The organism is Streptomyces murinus, from assembly GCF_002154555.1.
GTDB classification, from domain to species: Bacteria; Actinomycetota; Actinomycetes; order Streptomycetales; family Streptomycetaceae; genus Streptomyces; species Streptomyces murinus.
The window spans coordinates 1-21,366 of sequence record NZ_MUNF01000044.1; the positions used below are offsets into that span (position 1 = coordinate 1).

20 protein-coding genes are annotated in these 21,366 nt (G+C 71.3%); 2 read left to right on the top strand and 18 right to left on the bottom strand.

What is annotated here, in order from left to right:
* From CCN72_RS39885 to pgsA, 15 genes are all read right to left on the bottom strand, one after another.
* On the bottom strand, positions 1-184 hold a 184-nt coding region (locus tag CCN72_RS39885), incomplete at its 3' end, for a hypothetical protein (protein ID WP_143664032.1).
* 289 nt (positions 185-473) lie between these two features.
* A complete protein-coding gene (locus tag CCN72_RS03565) occupies positions 474-1,013 on the bottom strand; it encodes an adenine phosphoribosyltransferase (RefSeq protein WP_085562534.1) in 540 nt (179 codons plus the stop codon).
* Positions 1,010-2,110, bottom strand: a complete 1,101-nt coding sequence (gene secF, locus CCN72_RS03570; RefSeq protein ID WP_086806285.1) for a protein translocase subunit SecF — start codon at positions 2,108-2,110, stop codon at positions 1,010-1,012. Before secF ends, CCN72_RS03565 begins: the two co-directional genes overlap by 4 nt.
* 3 nt (positions 2,111-2,113) lie before the next feature.
* Positions 2,114-3,910: a protein translocase subunit SecD gene (gene secD / locus CCN72_RS03575; protein ID WP_208637908.1), complete on the bottom strand. Its 1,797-nt coding sequence runs from the start codon at positions 3,908-3,910 to the stop codon at positions 2,114-2,116.
* A gap of 145 nt (positions 3,911-4,055) precedes the next feature.
* Positions 4,056-4,562 (bottom strand): preprotein translocase subunit YajC, encoded by a 507-nt coding sequence (gene yajC / locus CCN72_RS03580; protein WP_086806287.1) that lies wholly within the window; start codon positions 4,560-4,562, stop codon positions 4,056-4,058.
* Positions 4,563-4,754: 192 nt separating this feature from the next.
* Positions 4,755-5,834 (bottom strand): Holliday junction branch migration DNA helicase RuvB, encoded by a 1,080-nt coding sequence (gene ruvB / locus CCN72_RS03585; RefSeq protein ID WP_086806288.1) that lies wholly within the window; start codon positions 5,832-5,834, stop codon positions 4,755-4,757.
* Positions 5,835-5,860: 26 nt separating this feature from the next.
* Positions 5,861-6,469, bottom strand: a complete 609-nt coding sequence (ruvA, locus tag CCN72_RS03590; protein WP_086806289.1) for a Holliday junction branch migration protein RuvA — start codon at positions 6,467-6,469, stop codon at positions 5,861-5,863.
* Complete coding sequence (ruvC, locus tag CCN72_RS03595; protein ID WP_037651061.1) at positions 6,466-7,005, bottom strand: crossover junction endodeoxyribonuclease RuvC; 540 nt, start codon at positions 7,003-7,005, stop codon at positions 6,466-6,468. Before ruvC ends, ruvA begins: the two co-directional genes overlap by 4 nt.
* A 161-nt stretch (positions 7,006-7,166) precedes the next feature.
* Positions 7,167-7,919 (bottom strand): YebC/PmpR family DNA-binding transcriptional regulator, encoded by a 753-nt coding sequence (locus CCN72_RS03600; RefSeq protein WP_037651063.1) that lies wholly within the window; start codon positions 7,917-7,919, stop codon positions 7,167-7,169.
* 48 nt (positions 7,920-7,967) lie between these two features.
* Positions 7,968-8,573: a pyridoxal 5'-phosphate synthase glutaminase subunit PdxT gene (gene pdxT / locus CCN72_RS03605; RefSeq protein ID WP_085562526.1), complete on the bottom strand. Its 606-nt coding sequence runs from the start codon at positions 8,571-8,573 to the stop codon at positions 7,968-7,970.
* A 26-nt stretch (positions 8,574-8,599) separates the two neighbouring features.
* Positions 8,600-9,505: a pyridoxal 5'-phosphate synthase lyase subunit PdxS gene (gene pdxS, locus CCN72_RS03610; RefSeq protein WP_085562525.1), complete on the bottom strand. Its 906-nt coding sequence runs from the start codon at positions 9,503-9,505 to the stop codon at positions 8,600-8,602.
* A 127-nt stretch (positions 9,506-9,632) separates the two neighbouring features.
* Positions 9,633-10,175: a LemA family protein gene (locus CCN72_RS03615; protein ID WP_037651069.1), complete on the bottom strand. Its 543-nt coding sequence runs from the start codon at positions 10,173-10,175 to the stop codon at positions 9,633-9,635.
* A gap of 132 nt (positions 10,176-10,307) precedes the next feature.
* Entirely contained in the window at positions 10,308-11,471 is a 1,164-nt protein-coding gene (locus CCN72_RS03620; protein WP_086806290.1) for a glycosyltransferase family 4 protein, read from the bottom strand.
* Positions 11,468-12,376 carry a phosphatidylinositol mannoside acyltransferase gene (locus CCN72_RS03625; RefSeq protein WP_086806291.1) on the bottom strand — a complete coding sequence of 303 codons (909 nt, stop codon included), beginning with the start codon at positions 12,374-12,376 and terminating at the stop codon, positions 11,468-11,470. The genes CCN72_RS03620 and CCN72_RS03625 overlap by 4 nt, the downstream gene beginning before the upstream one ends.
* On the bottom strand, positions 12,373-13,089 hold the full coding sequence (pgsA, locus tag CCN72_RS03630) for a phosphatidylinositol phosphate synthase (RefSeq protein ID WP_085562522.1): 717 nt from the start codon (positions 13,087-13,089) through the stop codon (positions 12,373-12,375). The genes CCN72_RS03625 and pgsA overlap by 4 nt, the downstream gene beginning before the upstream one ends.
* Positions 13,090-13,397: 308 nt before the next feature.
* On the opposite strand from pgsA, the gene CCN72_RS03635 reads away from it, so the two are divergent.
* Both CCN72_RS03635 and CCN72_RS03640 read left to right on the top strand, forming a co-directional pair.
* Entirely contained in the window at positions 13,398-15,596 is a 2,199-nt protein-coding gene (locus tag CCN72_RS03635) for an elongation factor G-like protein EF-G2 (RefSeq protein WP_086806292.1), read from the top strand.
* Between the two features lie 189 nt (positions 15,597-15,785).
* Positions 15,786-17,432, top strand: coding sequence for a hypothetical protein (locus CCN72_RS03640; RefSeq protein ID WP_086806293.1), 1,647 nt, complete (start codon positions 15,786-15,788; stop codon positions 17,430-17,432).
* A gap of 70 nt (positions 17,433-17,502) precedes the next feature.
* Here the strand turns inward: CCN72_RS03640 and CCN72_RS03645 are convergent, their stop codons facing one another.
* The 3 genes from CCN72_RS03645 to CCN72_RS03655 all read right to left on the bottom strand — a co-directional run.
* Positions 17,503-18,060 (bottom strand): HIT family protein, encoded by a 558-nt coding sequence (locus CCN72_RS03645; protein WP_085562519.1) that lies wholly within the window; start codon positions 18,058-18,060, stop codon positions 17,503-17,505.
* Positions 18,061-18,132: 72 nt separating this feature from the next.
* Entirely contained in the window at positions 18,133-20,109 is a 1,977-nt protein-coding gene (gene thrS, locus CCN72_RS03650) for a threonine--tRNA ligase (RefSeq protein WP_086806294.1), read from the bottom strand.
* A gap of 113 nt (positions 20,110-20,222) precedes the next feature.
* Positions 20,223-21,366, bottom strand: a 1,144-nt coding sequence (locus tag CCN72_RS03655; RefSeq protein ID WP_244174118.1) for a hypothetical protein, incomplete at its 5' end; no start/stop codon positions are given.

Below are 21,366 nucleotides of genomic sequence, written 5' to 3' on the forward strand. Positions count from 1 at the left end.
CGGCGGGGGTCGCCGGTTTGGGACGCGAGGACTCCGCGGACTTCTCGACGGGCGCGGCCGGGGCGTGCTCGACCGCCCCGTGGGTGTCGTTCTTGGCGGTCGACACAGTGGGCGCGGGCTTGGCCGCGGGCGCCGAGGCGGGCTCGGGCTTGGCGGCGGTCAGTCTCTGGGCCTCGTCTGGCAAGAGGGCTCCTCGTGCACGTTCCGGGTCCCCCGGTCAGGCTCCGGAGACCCCATGGTAGCGATCCCACCGCCGCGGATCGCCTTCAGGCGGATCGTAGGGACCGACTACCCCGGTAACGCCAGAGGTGCACCTGGGATTCCTGGAGGTGGCCGGGCGGTGATGCACGGGACGCGCGGAGCCGGGAGGACCGGGACGTGGAGCGCCGGGAGGTCCTGGCCGGGAACGCCGTACGGCCGCCTCGGCGGGGTGCCGGGGCGGCCGTACGGCGTTGCTGCTGACCGGAGCCAGGTCAGACCTGGAGGAGGGCTTCCAGGGGGGCTCCGGCGAGGGTCGGTTCCAGCCGGGTGCGGGCGCCGAGGAAGCCCAGCTCCATCAGGACCGCGAGGCCCGCGACCTCGGCACCGGCGCGCTGGATGAGGTGGACGGCCGCCTCGGCGGTGCCACCGGTGGCCAGCACGTCGTCCACGATCAGGACGCGGTCGCCGGAGGTCAGGTCCTCGGCGTGCACCTCGATCTCGGCCGAGCCGTACTCCAGGTCGTAGGCCTGGCGCAGGGTGGCACCGGGCAGCTTGCCGGCCTTGCGGACCGGGATGAAGCCCAGGCCCGCGCGGACGGCGACCGGGGCGCCGAGGATGAAGCCCCGGGCCTCCAGACCGACGATCTTGGTGGCGCCGGTGGCCGTGGCGATGCCGGCGAGCGTGTCGGTCAGGGCGGTGAACGCGGCGGGGTCCGCCAGGAGCGGCGTGATGTCCTTGAACATCACTCCCGGCTCCGGGTAGTCCGCCACGTCACGGATGCGGCTGAGCAGCAGCTCCTGGATGTCGGTCATCGGCGCTTGCCCGCCTGCCGGCCGCGGCCGCGGCCGCGGGAGGAGGGCTGGTTGCGCGGGCCGACCACGGCGGGCGCGGCGTCCTCGGCGTCGTCGCCACCGGCGGTGACGGGACCGTCCTCCGAGGCGGCCTGGGCGCGCTTGGCCATGATCCGCTTGGTGAGCGCCTTCATCGCGGGCTCGCGCTCCTTGAGGTCGGCGACCAGCGGGGTGGCGATGAAGATCGAGGAGTACGCACCGGCCGCGAGGCCGACGAACAGCGACAGCGAGATGTCGTTGAGGTCACCGGCGCCGAGGAAGCCGCCGCCGATGAAGAGCAGACCGGCGACCGGCAGCAGGGCGACGACCGTGGTGTTGATGGAGCGGACCAGGGTGCCGTTGATCGACCGGTTGGCGATCTCGCTGTAGGTGAAGCGGGTCTGCTTGGTGATGTCCTTCGTCTGCTCCTTGAGGCTGTCGAAGACGACGACCGTGTCGTAGAGCGAGTAACCGAGGATGGTCAGCAGACCGATGATCGTGCCGGGCGAGACCTCGAAGCCGACCAGGGCGTAGATACCGGTCGTGATGGTGATGTCGTGGATCAGCGCGACCAGGGCCGCGACGGCCATGCGCCATTCGAAGGCGATGGCCAGGTAGATCACGACGAGCACCATGAAGATCGCCAGGCCCTCCCAGGCCTTGTTGGCGATCTCCTGGCCCCAGCTCGGGCCGACCAGGTCGGCGGCGAGCTTCTCGGGGTTGAGCTTCAGGTCCTTGGCCAGGCTCTCCTTGACCTGGTCGGACTTGGCCGTGTCCAGGCCGGCGACCTGGATGCGCAGGCTGCCGTTGCCGAGCTTCTGCACGACGGCCTCATGGCCGGAGGCGTCCTTGGCGTACGACTCCGCCTGAGCGACCGAGGTGCTCATGTTGGTCGGCGTCGTGAAGACGGCGCCGCCCTGGAAGTCGATGCTCATGTTCAGGCCGCGCACCGCCAGGCCGAGGATGGCCGTGATGGTGATCAGGATGGAGACGCCGTACCAGATCTTGCGCTTGCCGATGAAGTCGTAGCTGATCTCACCGCGGTGCAGCCGGGCGCCGATGGAACCGAGTTTCGACATCGCTCACGCCTCCTTCGGGTCGACAGGGCCGGCGGGGCCGGCGGGACGGCGGGTGCGGCGCAGCGGCGGCTTGCCACCGAGGCTCTTCGGGTCGAGGCCGGACCACTTGTGGCCGTTGGCGAAGAACGTGCGGCGGGCGAGCAGGGTCATCAGCGGCTTGGTGAACAGGAAGACGACGACCACGTCGAGCACGGTGGTCAGACCCAGCGTGAACGCGAAGCCCTGGACCTTGCCGACGGTCACGATGAACAGCACGGCGGCGGCGAGGAACGACACGAAGTCGGAGACCAGGACGGTGCGCCGGGCGCGCGGCCAGGCACGCTCGACGGCGGGTCGCAGCGAGCGGCCCTCGCGGATCTCGTCCCTGATGCGTTCGAAGTACACGATGAACGAGTCGGCGGTGATACCGATGGCGACGATGGCGCCACAGACGGCCGGCAGGTTCAGCGCGAAGCCGATGGTCGGGCCGAGCAGCGACATGATCACGTAGGTGAGGACCGCCGAGACGAGCAGCGAGGCCATGGCGACGAGCGACAGGCCGCGGTAGTAGACCACCAGGTAGAGCACGACCAGGGCGAGGCCGATGGCGCCGGCGAGCAGACCGGCGTGCAGCTGCTGGCCACCGAGCGCGGCGGTCACGGTGGTGACGGACTGCTCCTGGAAGGAGAGGGGCAGCGCGCCGTACGACAGCATGTTGGCGAGGCTCTGCGCGTCCTGTTGCGTGAAGCTGCCGGAGATCTCCGCCTGGCCGCCGGTGATGGCCTGGCTGACGTACGGGCTGGAGACGACCTCGCCGTCCAGGACGATGCCGAACTCGTTCTGCGGGGCCTGGTTCTTGGCCAGCTCACCCGTGATGTCGGCGAACTTCTTGGCACCCGTGGAGTTGAAGGTCATCTGGACCTGCCAGCCGGAGGCGCCCTGGGTGTCGAAGACGGCCTGGGCCTTCTTCACCTCGGTGCCGTCCACGCCGGCCGGGCCGAGCAGGTACTTGTAGTAGCCCTTGCCGACCTTGCCGCAGGCGATGGTGGGGTCGCCCGGCTTGGCGTTGTTGCCGGCCTTGGCGCGGTCGTCCTTGTTGGAGCAGTCCAGGGCGGTGTACGCGGCCTGGAGCTTGGCGGTGTCCGTGCCGCCGGAGGCCGAGGGGGTCGGCTTCGGGGAGGAACCACCGGTGGGCGTCGCGCTCGGCGAGGGGCTGGAGCCGGCCTTGAGCGCGTCGGTGACCGCACGGCCCTGCGTGGTCGCGGAGGAGGTCGGGGACGTGCTCGACGACGAGGACGCCGAGGAGGACGGGGAGGAGGCCTTCTGCGAGGAGGAGGCGCTCGGGGAGGAGCTGGAGCCCGGCTTGGGCGAGGAGCCGGCGGTCGGGGAGCCACTCGGCGAGGGGCTGGCCGCGGCGCCGCTGGGCTCGCTGGCCAGAACCGGCCGGAAGTAGAGCTTGGCGGTGGTGCCGACCTGCTGCTGGGCCTCCTTGGAGTTGGTGCCCCGCGGGATGTTGACGATGATGTTGTCGGTTCCCTGGGTCTGCACCTCCGCCTCGGAGACGCCGAGACCGTTGACACGGCGGTTCATGATCTCGACCGCGGTGTCCATGTTGGCCTTGTTGACCGCGGACCCCTGGTCGGCCTTCGCCTTGAGCGTGATGCTCGTACCACCGGCGAGGTCGATGCCGAGACGCGGGGTGGTGTGCCCGGAGGCGAACATCCCTCCGGTGAGCGCCACGATGGCGATCAGGATCAGGGCCAGTGAGCGCCCTGGTTTGCTCTGGGCGCTCGCGCTCCGGCCCTTCTTAGGTGCTGCCACCTTCTCGTACTCCCTCTCGGACCGCTCCGGCGCCCGGTCGGCGCTCGGCGGCCATGACTGGTGTCGGGCTCCCCGTGCGGGAAACAGACGCGCCCGGTGGTGCGCGGGGCGTGATTATGCCGTCTCGCGCACCACCGGGGCGTGACTACTTCGCGTCGGAATCGCCGTCGGACTTCTTCGGCTTGTCCTCCGTCGAGGCCTCGGCGGCCTCGGACTCGTCGGCGGTGTCCTCGTCTGCGTCCTTCTTACCGAGGTCGATCTTGTCGTCGGAGGCGGCGGCAGCGGCGGCAGGTCCGTCGGTCTCGTCGGTCTCGGTGAGGGAGGAGGCGTCGTCCGGGACGATGTCGGCGTCGGACTTCAGGTCGTGCTCGATGCCGTGCACGATGCGGTTGTACTCGTCGTCGGTGAGGACGGCGCCGATCGCGTTCTTGGCGAAGAGGAGGTCGACGCCGGGAGCGGCGTCCAGGAGGACGGTGTCCTCATTGACCTCCTTGACCGTCGCGTACATTCCCCCGATCGTGCGGACACCGGAGCCGGGCTGCATCTCATTGCGCATCTGCGCGGCCTGAGTCTGCTTCTTCTTGGCAGAGCGCGTCATCAGGAACATGGCCGCGATGAGCACGATGAACGGGAGAAGGGTATACGGATTCACGGGACGGGATTTCCTTCGCGCGACCGCGACGGAGAGCGGCCTTTTCGGGGATGGGGGTGTGTCGGCGCCGCCCACAAGGGCGGCATCGGCGGAGTCTAAGCGAGTCCGCACACATGGAACAACGCCCAGCATGGCACCTGGGTTCCGCACCGGGCCACTGCCGAAGCGGAGGGACGCCCGGGGGCGGTGGCGTCACGTCCCGAACAGGTCCGGTTGTCCGTTTCCCGCCGTGCCGGCGCCGGGCGGGGTGAGGCCGAGGTGCGTCCAGGCGGCGGGCGTGGCGACGCGGCCGCGCGGGGTGCGGGCCAGCAGTCCCTCGCGGACCAGGAAGGGCTCGGCGACCTCCTCGACGGTCTCCCGCTCCTCCCCCACCGCGACGGCCAGGGTGGACAGGCCGACGGGGCCGCCGGCGAAAAGCTTCAGCAAAGCCTCCAGGACGGCGCGGTCCAGCCGGTCGAGGCCGCGTGCGTCGACCTCGTAGACGGCGAGGGCGGCACCGGCGATGTCCCGGGTGATCGCGCCGTCCGCCTTGACCTGCGCGTAGTCGCGGACGCGGCGCAGCAGGCGGTTGGCGATACGGGGGGTGCCGCGGGAGCGGCCGGCGATCTCGGCGGCGCCGTCCGTGTCGATGCCGACGTCCAGGAGCTGCGCGGAGCGGTGCACGACGCGCTCCAGTTCGCGGGGCTCGTAGAACTCCATGTGCGCGGTGAAGCCGAAGCGGTCGCGCAGCGGGGGCGGCAGCAGGCCGGCCCGGGTGGTGGCGCCGACCAGGGTGAACGGGGGCAGTTCGAGGGGGATGGCGGTGGCGCCGGGGCCCTTGCCGACGATGACGTCGACGCGGAAGTCCTCCATCGCCATGTAGAGCATCTCCTCGGCGGGCCGGGACATGCGGTGGATCTCGTCCAGGAAGAGCACCTCCCCCTCCTGGAGGGAGGAGAGGATCGCGGCGAGGTCGCCGGCGTGCTGGATGGCGGGGCCCGAGGTGATGCGGATGGGGGCGCCCATCTCGGCGGCGATGATCATCGAGAGGGTGGTCTTGCCGAGGCCGGGGGCGCCGGAGAGCAGGACGTGGTCGGCGGTGGCGCCGCGCGCGCGGGCCGCCCGCAGCACCAGGTCGAGCTGTTCGCGGACCTTCTCCTGGCCGATGAACTCGCCGAGGTCCTTGGGGCGCAGGGCGGCCTCGACGGCCTGGTCCTCGCGGTCGGCGGCGGAGCCCACCAGTCGCTCGGCGGCGGGCGTGTCACCGGTGTCGGCCGTGTCGTCCCAGTTCATGTGGTGTGCCTCAACAGGGGTGGGGGTCAGCGGGCGCGGTTCAGGGTCTGGAGGGCGGCCTTCAGGAGCGGGCCGACCTGCGGGGTGCCGCCCGCCGCCTCGGCCTGCGGGGCCACGGCGGTCACGGCCTCCTCGGCCTCGCGGGTGGCGTAGCCGAGCCCGATGAGGGCCGCGTGCAGCTGGTCGCGCCAGCCCTGGGTGACCGGGGCGCCGATGGCGGGGGCGGTGCCGACGGGGGCGCCGAGGCGGTCCTTCAGTTCCAGGAGCAGTTTCTGGGCGCCCTTCTTGCCGATGCCGGGGACCGCGGTGAGGGCCTTCTCGTCACCGGTGGCGACGGCGCGGCGCAGCGCGTCCGGGGAGTGCACGGCGAGCATGGCCTGGGCGAGGCGGGGGCCGACGCCGCTGGCGGTCTGGAGCAGGACGAAGACCTGGCGGGCGTCGTCGTCCGCGAAGCCGTACAGGGTCAGCGAGTCCTCGCGCACGACCAGGGAGGTGTGCAGTTTGGCGGGCTGTCCGAGGCGGAGTGTGGAGAGCGTGTCCGGGGTGCACTGGACGGACATGCCGACACCGCCGACCTCCACCACCGCGGCGTCGGGGGCGAGCGCGGCGACCGTGCCGCTGACGAAGGCGATCATGCCGTACGGCCTTTCGTTGCGTGGGCGGTGTGCAGGGCGACGGCCTGCTGGAGGCGGTTCTGGGCGGGGGCGCGCCAGATGTGGCAGATGGCGAGGGCGAGGGCGTCGGCCGCGTCGGCGGGTTTCGGGGGCGCGGCGAGCCGGAGCAGCCGGGTGACCATGGCGCCGACCTGGGCCTTGTCGGCGCGGCCCGAGCCGGTGACGGCGGCCTTGACCTCGCTGGGGGTGTGCAGCGCGACGGGGATGCCGCGGCGGGCGGCGCACAGCATGGCGACGGCGCTGGCCTGGGCGGTGCCCATCACGGTGCGCACATTGTGCTGGCTGAAGACGCGCTCCACGGCGACGAACTCGGGCCGGTGTTCGTCCAGCCACGCCTCGATGCCCTGCTCGACGGCGAGCAGCCGGCGGCTCAGCTCGGCGTCCGCGGGGGTGCGCACGACACCGACGCCGATCATGGTGAGCGGGCGTCCGGCGACCCCCTCGACCACGCCGACCCCGCACCGGGTCAGTCCCGGGTCCACCCCCAGTACCCGCACGGGCCCCTCCCTCCGACCGCTCGATCACCTGTTTGTGCAGGCTATCGGGTGGCACTGACAACGCCGCGCACCAACGCCCCTGTTGACGTCCGCACCGGTACCCGGCAACGCGACGGGCCGACGGGGTGTGTCCCGTCGGCCCGGTCGGTCAGCCGTACGCGTTACGCGTCGACCTTCTCCATGACCTCGTCGCTCACGTCGAAGTTGGCGAAGACGTTCTGCACGTCGTCGCTGTCCTCCAGGGCGTCGATCAGCTTGAAGATCTTCCTGGCGCCCTCCTCGTCCAGCTCGACCTGCATGGTCGGGACGAAGTTGGCCTCGGCGGAGTCGTAGTCGATGCCGGCCTCCTGGAGGGCGGTGCGGACCGCGACCAGGTCGGTGGCCTCGCTGAGCACCTCGAAGGACTCACCGAGGTCGTTGACCTCCTCGGCACCGGCGTCCAGGACGGCGCCGAGCACGTCGTCCTCGCTCAGCTCGCCCTTGGGGACGATGACGACGCCCTTGCGGTTGAAGAGGTACGACACCGAGCCCGGGTCGGCCATGTTGCCGCCGTTGCGGGTCATGGCCACGCGCACGTCGGAGGCGGCGCGGTTGCGGTTGTCGGTGAGGCACTCGATGAGCACCGCGACACCGTTCGGACCGTAGCCCTCGTACATGATCGTCTCGTAGTCGGCGCCGCCGGCCTCGAGACCGCCACCGCGCTTGATCGCGGAGTCGATGTTCTTGTTCGGGACCGACTGCTTCTTGGCCTTCTGGACGGCGTCGTAGAGCGTCGGGTTGCCTTCGAGGTCGACACCGCCCATACGCGCGGCGACCTCGATGTTCTTGATCAGCTTCGCGAAGAGCTTGCCGCGCTTGGCGTCGATCACGGCCTTCTTGTGCTTCGTCGTAGCCCATTTAGAGTGGCCGGACATCTGCCTGTCTCCTTCGCGTTACCCATCTATGAACGAACGCCTGAGATCCTACAAGGACTCCGAGCCGGTGTTGGCGCGCACCATGTCGACGAACAGGGCGTGCACCCGGTGGTCACCGGTCAGTTCCGGGTGGAACGACGTGGCGAGCGCGTTGCCCTGGCGGACGGCGACGATATGGCCGCCGTGCTCGGCGAGCACCTCGGTGTCCGCGCCCACGGACTCCACCCAGGGGGCGCGGATGAAGACGCCCTCAACGGGATCGCCCGCGACGCCGCGCACGTCGATCGCGGCCTCGAAGGACTCGTTCTGACGTCCGAAGGCGTTACGGCGCACGATCATGTCGATGCCGCCGATGGTCTCCTGGCCCGAGCGCGGGTCGAGGATCTTGTCGGCCAGCATGATCATGCCCGCGCAGGTGCCGTAGACGGGCATGCCGGCGCGCACCCGGGCGCGCAGGGGCTCCATCACGCCGAAGAGCACGGCCAGTTTGGAGATGGTGGTGGACTCGCCGCCGGGCAGGACGAGCGCGTCGACCTCGGCGAGTTCCTCGGGGCGCCGCACCGGCCTGGCCACGGCGTCCGCCGCGGCCAGGGCGATGAGGTGCTCCCGTACGTCGCCCTGGAGCGCCAGGACACCGATGACAGGAGTGTTCATGGGATGTGGATACCTGTGGCCTGTGGTTACCAGCCGCGGTTCGCGTAGCGCTCGGTCTCGGGGAGGGTGTCGCAGTTGATGCCGACCATGGCCTCGCCGAGGTCGCGCGACGCATCCGCGATGATCTTCGGGTCGTCGTAGAAGGTGGTGGCCTTCACGATGGCGGCGGCGCGCTTGGCCGGGTCGCCGGACTTGAAGATGCCGGAGCCGACGAACACGCCCTCGGCGCCGAGCTGGCGCATCAGGGCCGCGTCGGCCGGGGTGGCCACGCCGCCCGCGGAGAACAGCACCACGGGGAGCTTGCCCAGCTCGGCGACCTCCTTGACCAGCTCGTAGGGGGCGCGAAGCTCCTTGGCGGCGGCGTACAGCTCGTTGTTGTCGCAGCCGCGCAGCTTGGCGATCTCGCCCTTGATCTGGCGCAGGTGGCGCACGGCCTCCACGACGTTGCCGGTGCCGGCCTCGCCCTTGGAGCGGATCATCGCGGCGCCCTCGGCGATGCGGCGCAGGGCCTCGCCCAGGTTGGTGGCACCGCACACGAACGGGGTGGTGAACGCCCACTTGTCCGAGTGGTTGACCTCGTCGGCCGGGGTGAGGACCTCGGACTCGTCGATGTAGTCCACGCCGAGGGACTGAAGGACCTGGGCCTCGACGAAGTGGCCGATGCGGGACTTGGCCATGACCGGGATCGAGACGGCCTCGATGATGCCCTCGATCATGTCCGGGTCGGACATCCGGGCCACGCCGCCGTCCTTGCGGATGTCGGCCGGGACCCGCTCCAGGGCCATGACGGCGACGGCGCCCGCGTCCTCGGCGATCTTCGCCTGCTCCGGGGTGACGACGTCCATGATGACGCCGCCCTTGAGCTGCTCGGCCATGCCGCGCTTCACGCGGGCGGTGCCGGTCTCGGGAGCCTGGTTCTCGGTGGTGGACACGGGCGACCTCACTGAAGGGAAAGAGGGTTCTCTGCTGCACCGAGGAAACGCGAGGGGACCAGGCCACAGCAAGGGCCAATGGAAAGCCGGTGGCTCGTTTTCGCTGGGAATGCCAGGTGAGGGGCGGTCAGGCGACCCGTTCCACCAGGGCGGCGGGGGGTTCGTCGTCCATCTCGAAGGCCAGCGGGAAGGGGGCATGGCCTGCCAGCCGGAACCAGCGGACCTTGCGGTGCTCGCGCAGCCTGCGGGCGGCGCCCACGGCGTCGTTGTGGAAGCGGCGGGCCATCGGGACCCGGCGCACGGCCTCGGCCAGCTCATGGGCCGCGTCCTCGCCGCCGGGCGCCTCGCGCAGCGCCTCCACCTGGGCCGGTTCCGCGAACACCGCGCGCAGGGCCTGGCTCAGCTCGCTCTCGGCGACCTCCCGCTGCTCCTCCTCGGCCTGCCGGGCGGCGTGCGCGGCCTCGTACAGCACGATCGAGGCGGCCGGGTCGAGCACGCCGGAGGTGGCGAGTTCCTGGGCCACGGAGGCGCGGCGCAGCAGCTGGGCGTCGAGCGCGGCGCGGGCGGCGTCCATCCGTACGTGCAGCCGGTCCAGGCGTCCTGCGGTCCAGCTCAGGTAGACGCCGATCGCGAGGAGGGCGACGAGGATCCAGATGAGGGTTGCGGTCACGCGGGAAGGCTATCGGCACCCCTTCGGCCCACCGGAGGCGCGCCCGGAAGGCACCTGTTTCACTGCCGCGTCGAGGCTCTCACTCCCGCACGAGGTTTTGGTCCCGGACAAGCCCTCGGCGCACCCGGGATCTCAGTCCCGCGCCAGCCCGAACCGCGCCCGCAGCCCCGTCGACCGCTCGTCCGCCGCGACCGCCGTGGTGCCGTCCGTGACCGTCTCGTAGACGGAGAGGATGTCCGCGCCGACCGTGGACCAGTCGAAGCGCCGCACATGGGCGCTGCCGCGCTCGCGCAGCGCGGCCCGGCGTTCCGGGTCGGCCAGCAGCCGTACGGCGGCGTCGGCGAGCGCGTCGGCGTCCTCGCCTGCGAAGATCTCGCCCGCCCGGCCCTGGTCGAGGACCTGGACGAAGGCGTCGAGGTCGGAGGCGAGCACGGGGGCGCCCGCGGACATGGCCTCGACCAGGATGATGCCGAAGCTCTCGCCGCCGGTGTTGGGCGCCACGTACACGTCCACGCTGCGCAGCAGCCGGGCCTTGTCCTCGTCGCTGATCATGCCGAGGAACTCCACCCGGGAACGCAGCTCCGCGGGCAGGTGCTCGACGGCCGCCTCCTCGTCACCCCGGCCCGCGACCAACAACCGCGCGGTGGGCCGGGCGGCCATGATCTTCGGCAGGGCCTTCATCAACACCGGCAGGCCCTTGCGGGGCTCGTCGATCCGCCCGATGAAGCCGATCGTCTCCCCCTGCCACTCGGGTTTGGGCTCGGCCTTCGCGAAGAAGTCGACGTCGACACCGTTCGGGATGACCACCGCGTCCCCGCCCAGATGCTCGACCAGGGTGCGCCGGGCGTACTCGCTGACCGCGATCCGGGCGCTGATCTTCTCCAGGGCGGCCTGGAGGATCGAGTACGCGGCGATCATCGCCCGCGAGCGCGGGTTGGAGGTGTGGAAGGTGGCCACGATCGGGCCCTGCGCCGCCCAGCAGGTGAGCAGGCCGAGCGAGGGCGAGGTCGGCTCGTGGATGTGCACCACGTCGAAGGCGCCGTCGTGCAGCCAGCGCCGTACCCGCGCGGCCGACAGGAAGCCGAAGTTCAGCCGGGCCACCGAGCCGTTGTACGGCACCGGGACCGCGCGGCCCGCCGAGACGACGTACGGCGGCAGCGGGGTGTCGTCGTCGGCCGGGGCCAGCACCGAGACCTCGTGGCCGAGGCGGATGAAGTACTCGGCGAGGTCGCGGATGTGGAACTGGACGCCACCGGGCACGTCCCAGGAGTACGGGCAGACGATCCCGATTCTCACGCGGGTCCCTTCGCGGGGTCGAGGTCGGCGAGCCACAGCCGCTGGAGCATGTGCCAGTCCTCCGGGTGCTCGGCGATCCCGGTGGCGAAGGCGTCGGCCAGGGCCTGTGTCATGACAGACGCCTTCTCGGCCCGGGTGCCTGAGTCGGGCACCTCGATCGGGGGGTGGACCTGGCCCCGCATGACGGGTGAGTCGTCGTACCAGAGGGTGACCGGCAGCAGCAGGGCGCCGGTGTGCTGGGCGAGCAGGGCGGGGCCCGCGGGCATCCGGGCCTTCTCGCCGAAGAAGTCGACCTCGACGCCGGAGGCGGACAGATCGCGGTCGGCGACCAGGCAGACCAGGCCGCCGTCGCGCAGCCTGCGGGCCAGGGTGCCGAAGGCGGCGCCGCCGCTGTGCGGCAGCACCTCCATGCCGAGGCCCTCGCGGTAGGCGACGAAGCGGTCGTAGAGCGTCTCGGGCTTGAGGCGTTCGGCGACTGTGGTGAACGGGGTGCGCAGCTCGGTGGTGACCCAGGCGCCGGCCAGGTCCCAGTTGGCCAGGTGCGGCAGGGCGAGGATCACGCCCTTGCCCGCGTCCAGGCCCTCGGTCAGGTGGTGTATGTCCTTGGGGTCGAAGCCCGTCCTGATCCGCTCGGGGCTCCAGGCGGGCAGCCGGAAGGACTCCATCCAGTAGCGCAGATAGGAGCGCATCCCCCTGCGGGAGAGCTCCGCGAGGCGCTCGGGGCTCGCGCCGGGCACGACACGCGCGTAGTTCGCCTCCAGGCGCAGCACGCCCTTGCCGCGCTTCTTCCAGGCGAGGTCCGCGACGGTCCGCCCCAGGCGGGCGGCGGCGGGCTCCGGGAGCTTCTTGACGGTGCTCCAGCCCGCGCCGTACAGCGCGTCGCTGAGCCGGTCCGAGACGCTCACTTCGCCGCCCCGCTCGCGTCCCGCGCGGCCGCCTCGGCCTCCGCCGACTCACGGCGCACGGTGACGACCCGCTGGATCAGCGTGACCAGGCTGCCCGCGGCCACGATCCACAGAGCGATCGGCAGCAGCCACTGGATGCCCGGCACACCGAACGTGTGCAGACCCGCGAAACCGGCCGCGACCAGCGAGATCACCAGCCGCTCGGCACGCTCGACCAGACCGTTGACGGCGACCGGCAGCCCGATCGACTCGCCGCGCGCCTTGGTGTACGACACCACCTGGCCACTGGCCAGGCAGAAGATCGAGACCGCGCACATCATGTTGTCGTCGCCCTGCCCCGCGTACCAGAGCGCGAAGCCACCGAAGATCGCGCCGTCGGCGACCCGGTCCAGGGTGGAGTCCAGGAAGGCGCCCCAGCGGCTGGAACGGCCCAGCTGACGGGCCATGTTGCCGTCGACCAGGTCGGAGAAGACGAACAGGGTGATCACGACCGTGCCCCAGAAGAACTCGCCCCGGGGGTAGAAGACCAGCGCGCCCGCCACCACGCCCGCCGTGCCGAGCAGCGTGACCGTGTCGGGGCTCACCCCCCGCCGGATGAGAAACGCGGCGAACGGTGTGAGGACACGCGTGAAAAATGCACGCGCGTACTTGTTCAGCATGGCCTTCCCGACGGTCGGTGTCGCCGCGGCCCTGATGGCCGCCGGCTGGCCCATCGTAGCCACGCGCGCGTACGCGTGGCGGGCGGGCACCCGCGGCCCGTGCGCCGAGGTGGTGCGCCGGGCTCGCGCGAAGCCGCCCGGGAGCGGTGCGTACGACCCCGCGCGGCGCCCGGCGCGGGGCACCGTACGGCCCCCGCGCCGGGCGCCTGCGGCGGGATCGGGTCCGTCGCGGGGTCCGTCGTATGGACGCGACGTGACGGGAGTGGAAAGCTCGAATAACCGCGGGCGTCGCCGAAGCCGCCGCAGCACGCGGTTCGCGTGTCCGCGCCCCGATGACCTCACCGTGCACGGGAGGCAGGATCATGGGCGACAAGACTCAGACACACCCCGGGGCCGCCGGCAGGGCTCTGACGGCCGACCGGCCCGCGTCCATACGGAATGTGGTGCTGGTCGGCCACTCCGGGTCGGGCAAGACGACCCTGGTGGAGGCCCTCGCGCTGACCGCCGGGGCGGTGAACCGGGCGGGCCGCGTGGAGGACGGCGGCTCCGTCTCCGACTACGACGAGATCGAGCACCGCCAGCAGCGCTCCGTCCAGCTGTCCCTGGTGCCGGTCGCCTGGGACGGCATCAAGATCAACGTCCTGGACACCCCCGGATACGCCGACTTCGTCGGAGAGCTGCGGGCCGGTCTGCGCGCCGCGGACGCGGCCCTCTTCGTCGTCTCGGCCTCGGACGGCGTGGACGGCTCCACCCGCATGGTCTGGGAGGAGTGCGCGGCCGTCGGGATGCCCCGGGCGATCGTGATCACCCACCTGGAGGCGGCCCGCGCCGACTTCGAGGAGACCACCCGGATCTGCGCGGAGGCCTTCGGCGACGACGACCCGGACGCCGTCCTGCCCCTCTACCTGCCGCTGCGCGGCGCCGAGGGCCCCGACGGACACGCGCCCGTCACCGGCCTGGTGGGGCTGCTCACCCGCAAACTGTTCGACTACTCCACCGGCGAACGCAAGGAGTCCGAACCCGGCGCGGACCAGCTGCCCGACCTGGACGAGGCCCGCAACCGGCTCATCGAGGGGATCATCGCCGAGAGCGAGGACGAGACCCTCATGGACCGCTACCTCGGCGGCGAACAGGTCGAGATCAAGACCCTGATCCAGGACCTGGAGCGGGCCGTGGCCCGCGGCCGCTTCTTCCCGGTGCTCGCGGCCGCCCCCGCCGCCGACGGCGCCCGCCAGGGCCTGGGCACCGTGGAACTGCTCGACCTGATCACGGGCGGCTTCCCGACCCCGTTCGAACACCCGGTGCCCGGCGTGACCACCCCCGACGGAAAGGCCCGCGAGCTCACACCGTGCGACACCGAAGGACCGCTGGCCGCCGAGGTCGTCAAGACCGCCTCCGACCCCTACGTCGGCCGCATCTCCCTGGTCCGCGTCTTCTCCGGCACCCTGCGCCCCGACCAGACCGTGCACGTCTCCGGACACGGCCTGACCGACCGGGGCCACGAGGACCATGACGTCGACGAGAAGATCGGCGCCCTGTCCATGCCCTTCGGCAAGCAGCAGCGGCCCCTCACCCAGGCCGTCGCCGGCGACCTGGTGAGCGTGGCCAAGCTCGCCCGCGCCGAGACCGGGGACACGCTCTCCGCCAAGGACGACCCGCTGCTGATGGAGCCCTGGCAGATGCCGGACCCACTGCTCCCGATCGCCATCCAGGCGCACAGCAAGGCCGACGAGGACAAACTCTCGCAAGGGCTGTCCCGGCTGGTCGCCGAGGACCCGACGATGCGCCTGGAGCAGAACCAGGACACCCACCAGGTGGTGCTGTGGTGCCTGGGCGAGGCGCACGCGGACGTCGCGCTGGAACGGCTGCGCAGCCGCTACGGCGTCCAGGTGGACGTCGTACCGCACAAGGTCTCCCTGCGGGAGACGTTCGCCAACCGGGCGAGCGGGCGCGGCCGGCACGTCAAGCAGTCCGGCGGGCACGGCCAGTACGCCATCTGCGAGATCGAGGTCGAACCGCTGCCCGGCGGCTCGGGCATCGAGTTCGTGGACAAGGTGGTCGGCGGGGCGGTGCCGCGCCAGTTCATCCCGTCCGTGGAGAAGGGGATCCGCGCCCAGGCCGCCAAGGGCGTCGCCGCCGGACATCCGCTCGTGGACGTCCGGGTCACCCTGCTCGACGGCAAGGCGCACTCGGTGGACTCCTCCGACGCCGCCTTCCAGACCGCGGGCGCCCTCGCCCTGCGCGAGGCCGCCGCCGACGCCAGGATCCATCTGCTGGAGCCGGTCGCCGAGGTGAGCGTCCTGGTCCCCGACGACTACGTGGGCGCCGTGATGAGCGACCTGTCGGGCCGCCGCGGCCGGGTGCTCGGCACCGAACAGCTGGGCACCGGACGCACCTTGATCCGGGCCGAGGTCCCCGAGTTCGAGATCGGCCGCTACGCCGTCGACCTGCGCTCGCTCTCCCACGGCACGGCCCGCTTCGACCGGGCGTACGCACGGCACGAGCCGATGCCGGCGCAGATCGCCGAACGCATCCGCGAACAGGGCGGGGACGACGGGTAGTTCCCGGGCACCGGGGCGGACGGCTTCGGCCGTCCGCCCTCCGCTTGTCGGTGCCGGCCGATACGCTGATCACCTGGGCACGTCCCGCGCCGGCCGTCCGGTTCCGGTACGACGACGCGCCCAACAGGTGTGCGGGGCAGGGAAGTCGGGAAGGCCGCAGGAGCGACACCGGCGGCGATGGGGGCGGGAATGTCGTTTGGAACGGAGTGGGACGGGCCCCAGGTGCCCGTCTCCGGCGACGGCCAGCAGGCGGCGACGGCCGCCCTGGCCTCCGCGGCCTACCGGGACGGCCCGGTCGACAAGATCAAGGACGCGGACAACGAGTGGCATCAGTCCACCGTCAAGGGCGGCAGGATCGCCCTGTTCAGGCCCAACCTCGGCGAGGCGTTCTCGCGCGCCGTCGTGGACCGCATGCTCGGCGCCGGCCGCAAGCCGCTCATCCAGTCCTTCGGCTCCGAACCCCAGTTCGTGGTCGAGCACTGCCTGGCGGCCAACAACATCCGCCGCGAGCGCGACAACCGGCTGACGCTCGTGACCGTGCTGTGCGGCGTGCTCTTCCTGCCGGGCCTGATCGGCTGGCTGCTCGTCTTCCAGCTGCGCGCCTTCGTCGCCAAACGGGACGACAAACGGGCCGGCACCCTGGCCACCACACTGCTCCTCGGTGTGGGCCTGCTGGCGGCGCTGTTCCTGTGGAAGATGCCGTTCGGCGGCTTCTGGGGGTGGTACGCACGGGCGGCCGTGGTGCTGCCCGTCGTCGGCTGGTACCTGGCCAAGCGGATCTGCGAGCGCACCGCCCAGGACCTGCGCTCCCGCTGGGACGGCCTGCTGTCCGGCAGCAGCGTCGGCATCAAGGTGCCCGAGGCGGTGCCGCGCGGCCCGGACCAGACCGCGGCCGACGCGCTGCGCGAGGCCCTGGCCCGGCTCACCGCCGAACAGCAGTCCAACTCGGTCTTCTACGCGGGCCCCAAGGGCATACTCGGCATGGGCACCCGCTGGGGCTCCTGGCAGCTCGCCGAGGAGCTGGTGTCCGACGACCCCGGCCGGGAGATCCACCCGTTCCGCAGCTGGGACGTCATCCGCGCCATCCATGACCAGCTGGCCCTGCTGGAGCGCGGCCCGCTGAACACCGGGGGCTTCCCCAAGCCGTCGGTCAAGCACTGGATCGTCACCCCCATCCCGGAGGGCGCGGGCGCGGTGTCCCGGCCCGAGGGCGCCGACGTGGAGGCCTTCCAGGTCAAGCCGCACGCCATACAGGACATCTGCAACAAGCAGCAGTTCGGCAAGGGCGACCGGCACTACCTGGGCGTGCAGTGGACGCTGTGGGACGGCCAGCTGGTGATCACCATGATGATCACCGTCACCGTGCTGCACGAGACGCTGCGCATCGAGGTCACCGGCCATGCGCTCGGCCCCGTCAACGGCCTGTTCTGGAGCAAACCGGAGGGGCGCACCAAGGAGGTCACCAAGACCTTCAAGTTCTGGGAGACCCGCAAGATCAACCTGCCGCTGATGACCACGGACGAGGTCGTACGGCTCGCCGTGCGCGCCCCGCTGGCCTGGTACCCGCCGCTGCTCAACTGGCTCGGCGGCTCACTGGGCCTGCCCGAGCCGTTCGGTCTGCGGCACGCCTGGGCCGACCAGCCGTGGAAGCACCGCTTCATGGCCGACGACGCGCTGCGCGCGGCCACCCCGGTGCTGCGGGTCGTGCACTCGGCCGCGATCAAGGTCCTCAAGGATCACGGAGTCGACACGGAGAAGTTCGGCAACCGCTCCTCGGTGCTCAGCGGGTCCATCCAGGACCCGTCGCCGCGCAAGGCGGATCTGTACGACGCGTAACCCGTCCGGAACCCGAAGAGGGCGCCTCCCCGAGTAGGGGGGCGCCCTCTTCCGTGCGACGGTACCCGGCCTACGCGGGCCAGGCGTCCGCCAGCATCTTGCGGGTGTCGGCGAGAAGCTGCGGGAGGACCTTGGTGTGGCCGACGACCGGCATGAAATTGGTGTCGCCGCCCCAGCGGGGCACCACATGCTGGTGCAGATGGGCGGCGATGCCGGCGCCCGCCACCGCGCCCTGGTTCATGCCGATGTTGAAGCCGTGCGCCCCGGACGCGGTGCGCAGGGCGGTCATCGCCTGCTTGGTCAGCTCCGCCAACTCGGCGGTCTCGGGCCCGGTGAGTTCCGTGTAGTCGGCGACGTGCCGGTAGGGCACGGTCATCAGATGGCCACCGTTGTACGGATACAGGTTGAGGACGGCGTAGACATGCTCGCCGCGGCGGATGATCAGCCCGTCCTCGTCGGATTTGGCCGGGATCGAGCAGAAGGGACAGCCGTCTCCGGCCTCCGGGCCGCTCGGCTTGTTCTCGCCCTGGATGTAGGCCATCCGATGAGGCGTCCACAGGCGCTGGAACGCGTCCTGCGTCCCCACGCCGATCTGCTGCTCCGGCTCACTCGTCATGCTACGCAGCATATGGCGTAAGGCCCCCGTACAGGCCAGGGCCCCCGGGGACCGAAGTCCGCCGGGGGCCCTTCTCGGCCAGGGTCAGACCTGGGCCCGCTCCGCCACGATCTTGGCGATCTTGGCGATGGCCTCGTCGACCGGGATGCCGTTCTCCTGGGAGCCGTCGCGGTAGCGGAAGGACACCGAGCCGTTCGACATGTCCTCGTCGCCCGCGATGACCATGAAGGGCACCTTCTGCTTCTGCGCGTTGCGGATCTTCTTCTGCATACGGTCCGAGGAGGAGTCCACCTCGACGCGCAGGCCCTGCTTGCGGGCCGCCGCGGCGAACTTCTCCAGGTACTCGACATGACCGTCGCCGATCGGGATGCCGACCGCCTGCACCGGGGCCAGCCACGCCGGGAACGCGCCCGCGTAGTGCTCCAGGAGCACCGCGAAGAACCGCTCGATGGAGCCGAACAGCGCGCGGTGGATCATGACCGGGCGCTGCTTGGTGCCGTCGGAACCGGTGAACTCCAGGTTGAACCGCTCGGGCAGGTTGAAGTCGAGCTGGATCGTCGACATCTGCCAGGTGCGGCCGATGGCGTCCTTGGCCTGGACGGAGATCTTCGGGCCGTAGAACGCGGCGCCACCCGGGTCGGGGACCAGGGGGAGGCCCTGCTTCTCGGCGACCTGACGCAGAGTCTCCGTGGCCTCTTCCCACGCCTCGTCCGAGCCGACGAACTTTGTCTCGTCCTTGGTGGACAGCTCCAGGTAGAAGTCGGTCAGACCGTAGTCCCGCAGCAGGCCGAGGACGAAGGTGAGCGTCTTGTCCAGCTCCTCGGACATCTGCTCACGGGTGCAGTAGATGTGCGCGTCGTCCTGCGTGAAGCCGCGGGCGCGGGTGAGGCCGTGCACGACGCCCGACTTCTCGTACCGGTACACGGTCCCGAACTCGAAGAGGCGCAGCGGCAGTTCGCGGTAGGAGCGGCCGCGCGCGTCGAAGATCAGGTTGTGCATCGGGCAGTTCATGGGCTTGAGGTAGTAGTCCACGCCCTCGTCGAGCTGCATGGGCGGGTACATGCCGTCGGCGTACCAGTCCAGGTGGCCCGAGGTCTCGAAGAGCTTCCCCTTCGTCGCGTGCGGGGTGTAGACGAACTCGTAGCCCTCCTCCTCGTGGCGGCGCCGCGAGTAGTCCTCCATGGTGCGGCGGATGATGCCGCCCTTGGGGTGGAAGACGGCGAGGCCGGAGCCGATCTGCTCCGGGATGGAGAAGAGGTCCAGTTCGGCGCCGAGCTTGCGGTGGTCGCGCTTCTCGGCCTCGGCGAGGAACTCCAGGTACGCCTTCAGCTCGTCCTTGGACGGCCAGGCGGTGCCGTAGATGCGCTGGAGCATCGGGTTCTTCTCGCTGCCGCGCCAGTAGGCGGCCGCGTTGCGCATCAGCTTGAACGCCGGGATGAGGCGGGTGGAGGGCAGGTGGGGACCGCGGCAGAGGTCCTTCCAGCACAGCTCGCCGGTCTTGGCGTCCAGGTTGTCGTAGATCGTCAGCTCGCCGGCGCCGACCTCGACGTCCGCGCCGTCGTCGTGCGACGCGGAACCCTTGAGGCCGATCAGCTCCAGCTTGTACGGCTCGTCGGCCAGCTCCTCGCGGGCGGCCTCGTCGGTGACGACGCGACGGGCGAACTTCTGCCCGCGCTTCTGGATCTCCTGCATCTTCTTCTCGATGGCCTTGAGATCCTCGGGCGTGAACGGCTTCTCGACGTCGAAGTCGTAGTAGAAACCGTCCTTGACCGGCGGGCCGATGCCCAGCTTGGCCTCGGGGAACAGCTCCTGCACGGCCTGCGCCATGACATGCGCGGTGGAGTGGCGCAGGATGTTCAGGCCGTCCTCGGAGGCGATCTCGACGGCCTCGACCTCGTCGCCGTCGGACAGTTCGTACGCGAGGTCCTTCAGCTCGCCGGCCACGCGCGCGGCGATGATCGAGCGCTCGCCCGCGAAGAGGTCGGCGGCCGTAGTGCCCGTCGTCACCACGCGTTCTTCCCGCTCGGAATCGCGTTGGATGATCACACGGACGTCTGACACCGGTCTCTCCTGACTGAAGGTGGGTGCGGCGCCATACCAGGAGCGCGCGCACAGGCGATCGTACCGACCCGAGGGCACCGACCGCGAAACGGTTACGGTCGGTCCCCGGCCCCTCACGCCTCCCCGCAGGCCTCCTCGAAGAAGTCCAGGTTCTCCTGGAGGGATTTCATCAGCCGGTCCCGCTCCGCCTCGTCCACCTGTACGGGTACGACCCCGGAGGCGCCGGTGAGCCTGCGGAAGCCGCCGCGCCGCTCCAGCCGGCCGTGCACCCGCACCGGGAGGCCGACGAGATGGGCGTGGCCCGCGATCCGGTAGTCCTCCTCGTCCAGGGTGACGCGGACGTGCGGCACCTCGGCGCCCGCGAGGACGCGCAGCCGTACGGTGCCCTCGCCGCGCGGGCCGGAGCGGCGCAGCCGCACCACCGCGCCGGTGATCCGCACGGCCTCGGAGGGTTCCTCGTGCAGATAGCGGGCCGCGGCCTCGCGCAGCACGGGCAGGTCGCCGGGGGAGAACTCGACGGGTTCGGCGCCCGGGGCGCAGCCCTCGGGGACGCCGGCGGCGGGTGCCCAGGCGACGGCGACCCCGGCGCCCTCGGTGCCCCGCACCAGCGCGCCGATGGCCTCGGTCAGCTCGCGGCTGACGCCGGCTTCGACGGCGCCGTCGAAGGCGTCCATGCCGCCGGTGGCGCGCCGGTAGTCGATGGCCTCGCGGGCGGCGTACAGGGCCTGGTGGAGGCGGACGGCGAGGGGGCGGGCGACGGCGACGGGCGCGAAGGCGGTCAGCCGGCCGTCCTCGGTGGCGGGGCCGACAAGGACGTCGTCGAGGAGTGCGGTGGCGGCACGGCGGTGGCGGGCGCCGTGGTAGCCGGCCCTGGCGCGGGTGGCGAGGGCCGCGGCGAGCAGCAACTGGCGTCCGGCGTCGCGCAGTTGCTCCTCGTGGCCCCAGGAGGCGGCGCCGGCCGGGCCGCTCGGGGTGTCGCGCCACCAGCGGATCTCGTCGCTGGGTACGGCGAGGCAGATCAGCACCTCGCGGGCGGCGGGGGTGTCGCTGCGGGCGAGGGCGTCCAGGGCCTCGGCAAGGAGGTCGTCGCTGTCGGGGTAGGCGCGGCTCTCGGGGACCAGCAGGCTGGTGCCGGCGCCGCTCGGTCCGGGCGGGGTCCAGCGGCCGTAGCGTCCGGCGGCCCCGCCGCCCTGCTGCGCCGGCACGGCTTGCAGCGCCGCGGCGGCACCTGCTCCTCGTCGGGACGGATCCTCATGG

Bases quoted from the DNA above. Each gene is read 5' to 3' on its own strand.
- CCN72_RS03565 (WP_085562534.1), bottom strand. From the start codon at position 1,013: ATGACCGACATCCAGGAGCTGCTGCTCAGCCGCATCCGTGACGTGGCG.
- secF (WP_086806285.1), bottom strand. From the start codon at position 2,110: ATGTCGAAACTCGGTTCCATCGGCGCCCGGCTGCACCGCGGTGAGATC.
- ruvB (WP_086806288.1), bottom strand. From the start codon at position 5,834: ATGAACTGGGACGACACGGCCGACACCGGTGACACGCCCGCCGCCGAG.
- ruvA (WP_086806289.1), bottom strand. From the start codon at position 6,469: ATGATCGCCTTCGTCAGCGGCACGGTCGCCGCGCTCGCCCCCGACGCC.
- CCN72_RS03600 (WP_037651063.1), bottom strand. From the start codon at position 7,919: ATGTCCGGCCACTCTAAATGGGCTACGACGAAGCACAAGAAGGCCGTG.
- pdxT (WP_085562526.1), bottom strand. From the start codon at position 8,573: ATGAACACTCCTGTCATCGGTGTCCTGGCGCTCCAGGGCGACGTACGG.
- pgsA (WP_085562522.1), bottom strand. From the start codon at position 13,089: ATGGGCCAGCCGGCGGCCATCAGGGCCGCGGCGACACCGACCGTCGGG.
- CCN72_RS03635 (WP_086806292.1), top strand. From the start codon at position 13,398: ATGGGCGACAAGACTCAGACACACCCCGGGGCCGCCGGCAGGGCTCTG.
- CCN72_RS03640 (WP_086806293.1), top strand. From the start codon at position 15,786: ATGTCGTTTGGAACGGAGTGGGACGGGCCCCAGGTGCCCGTCTCCGGC.
- CCN72_RS03645 (WP_085562519.1), bottom strand. From the start codon at position 18,060: ATGCTGCGTAGCATGACGAGTGAGCCGGAGCAGCAGATCGGCGTGGGG.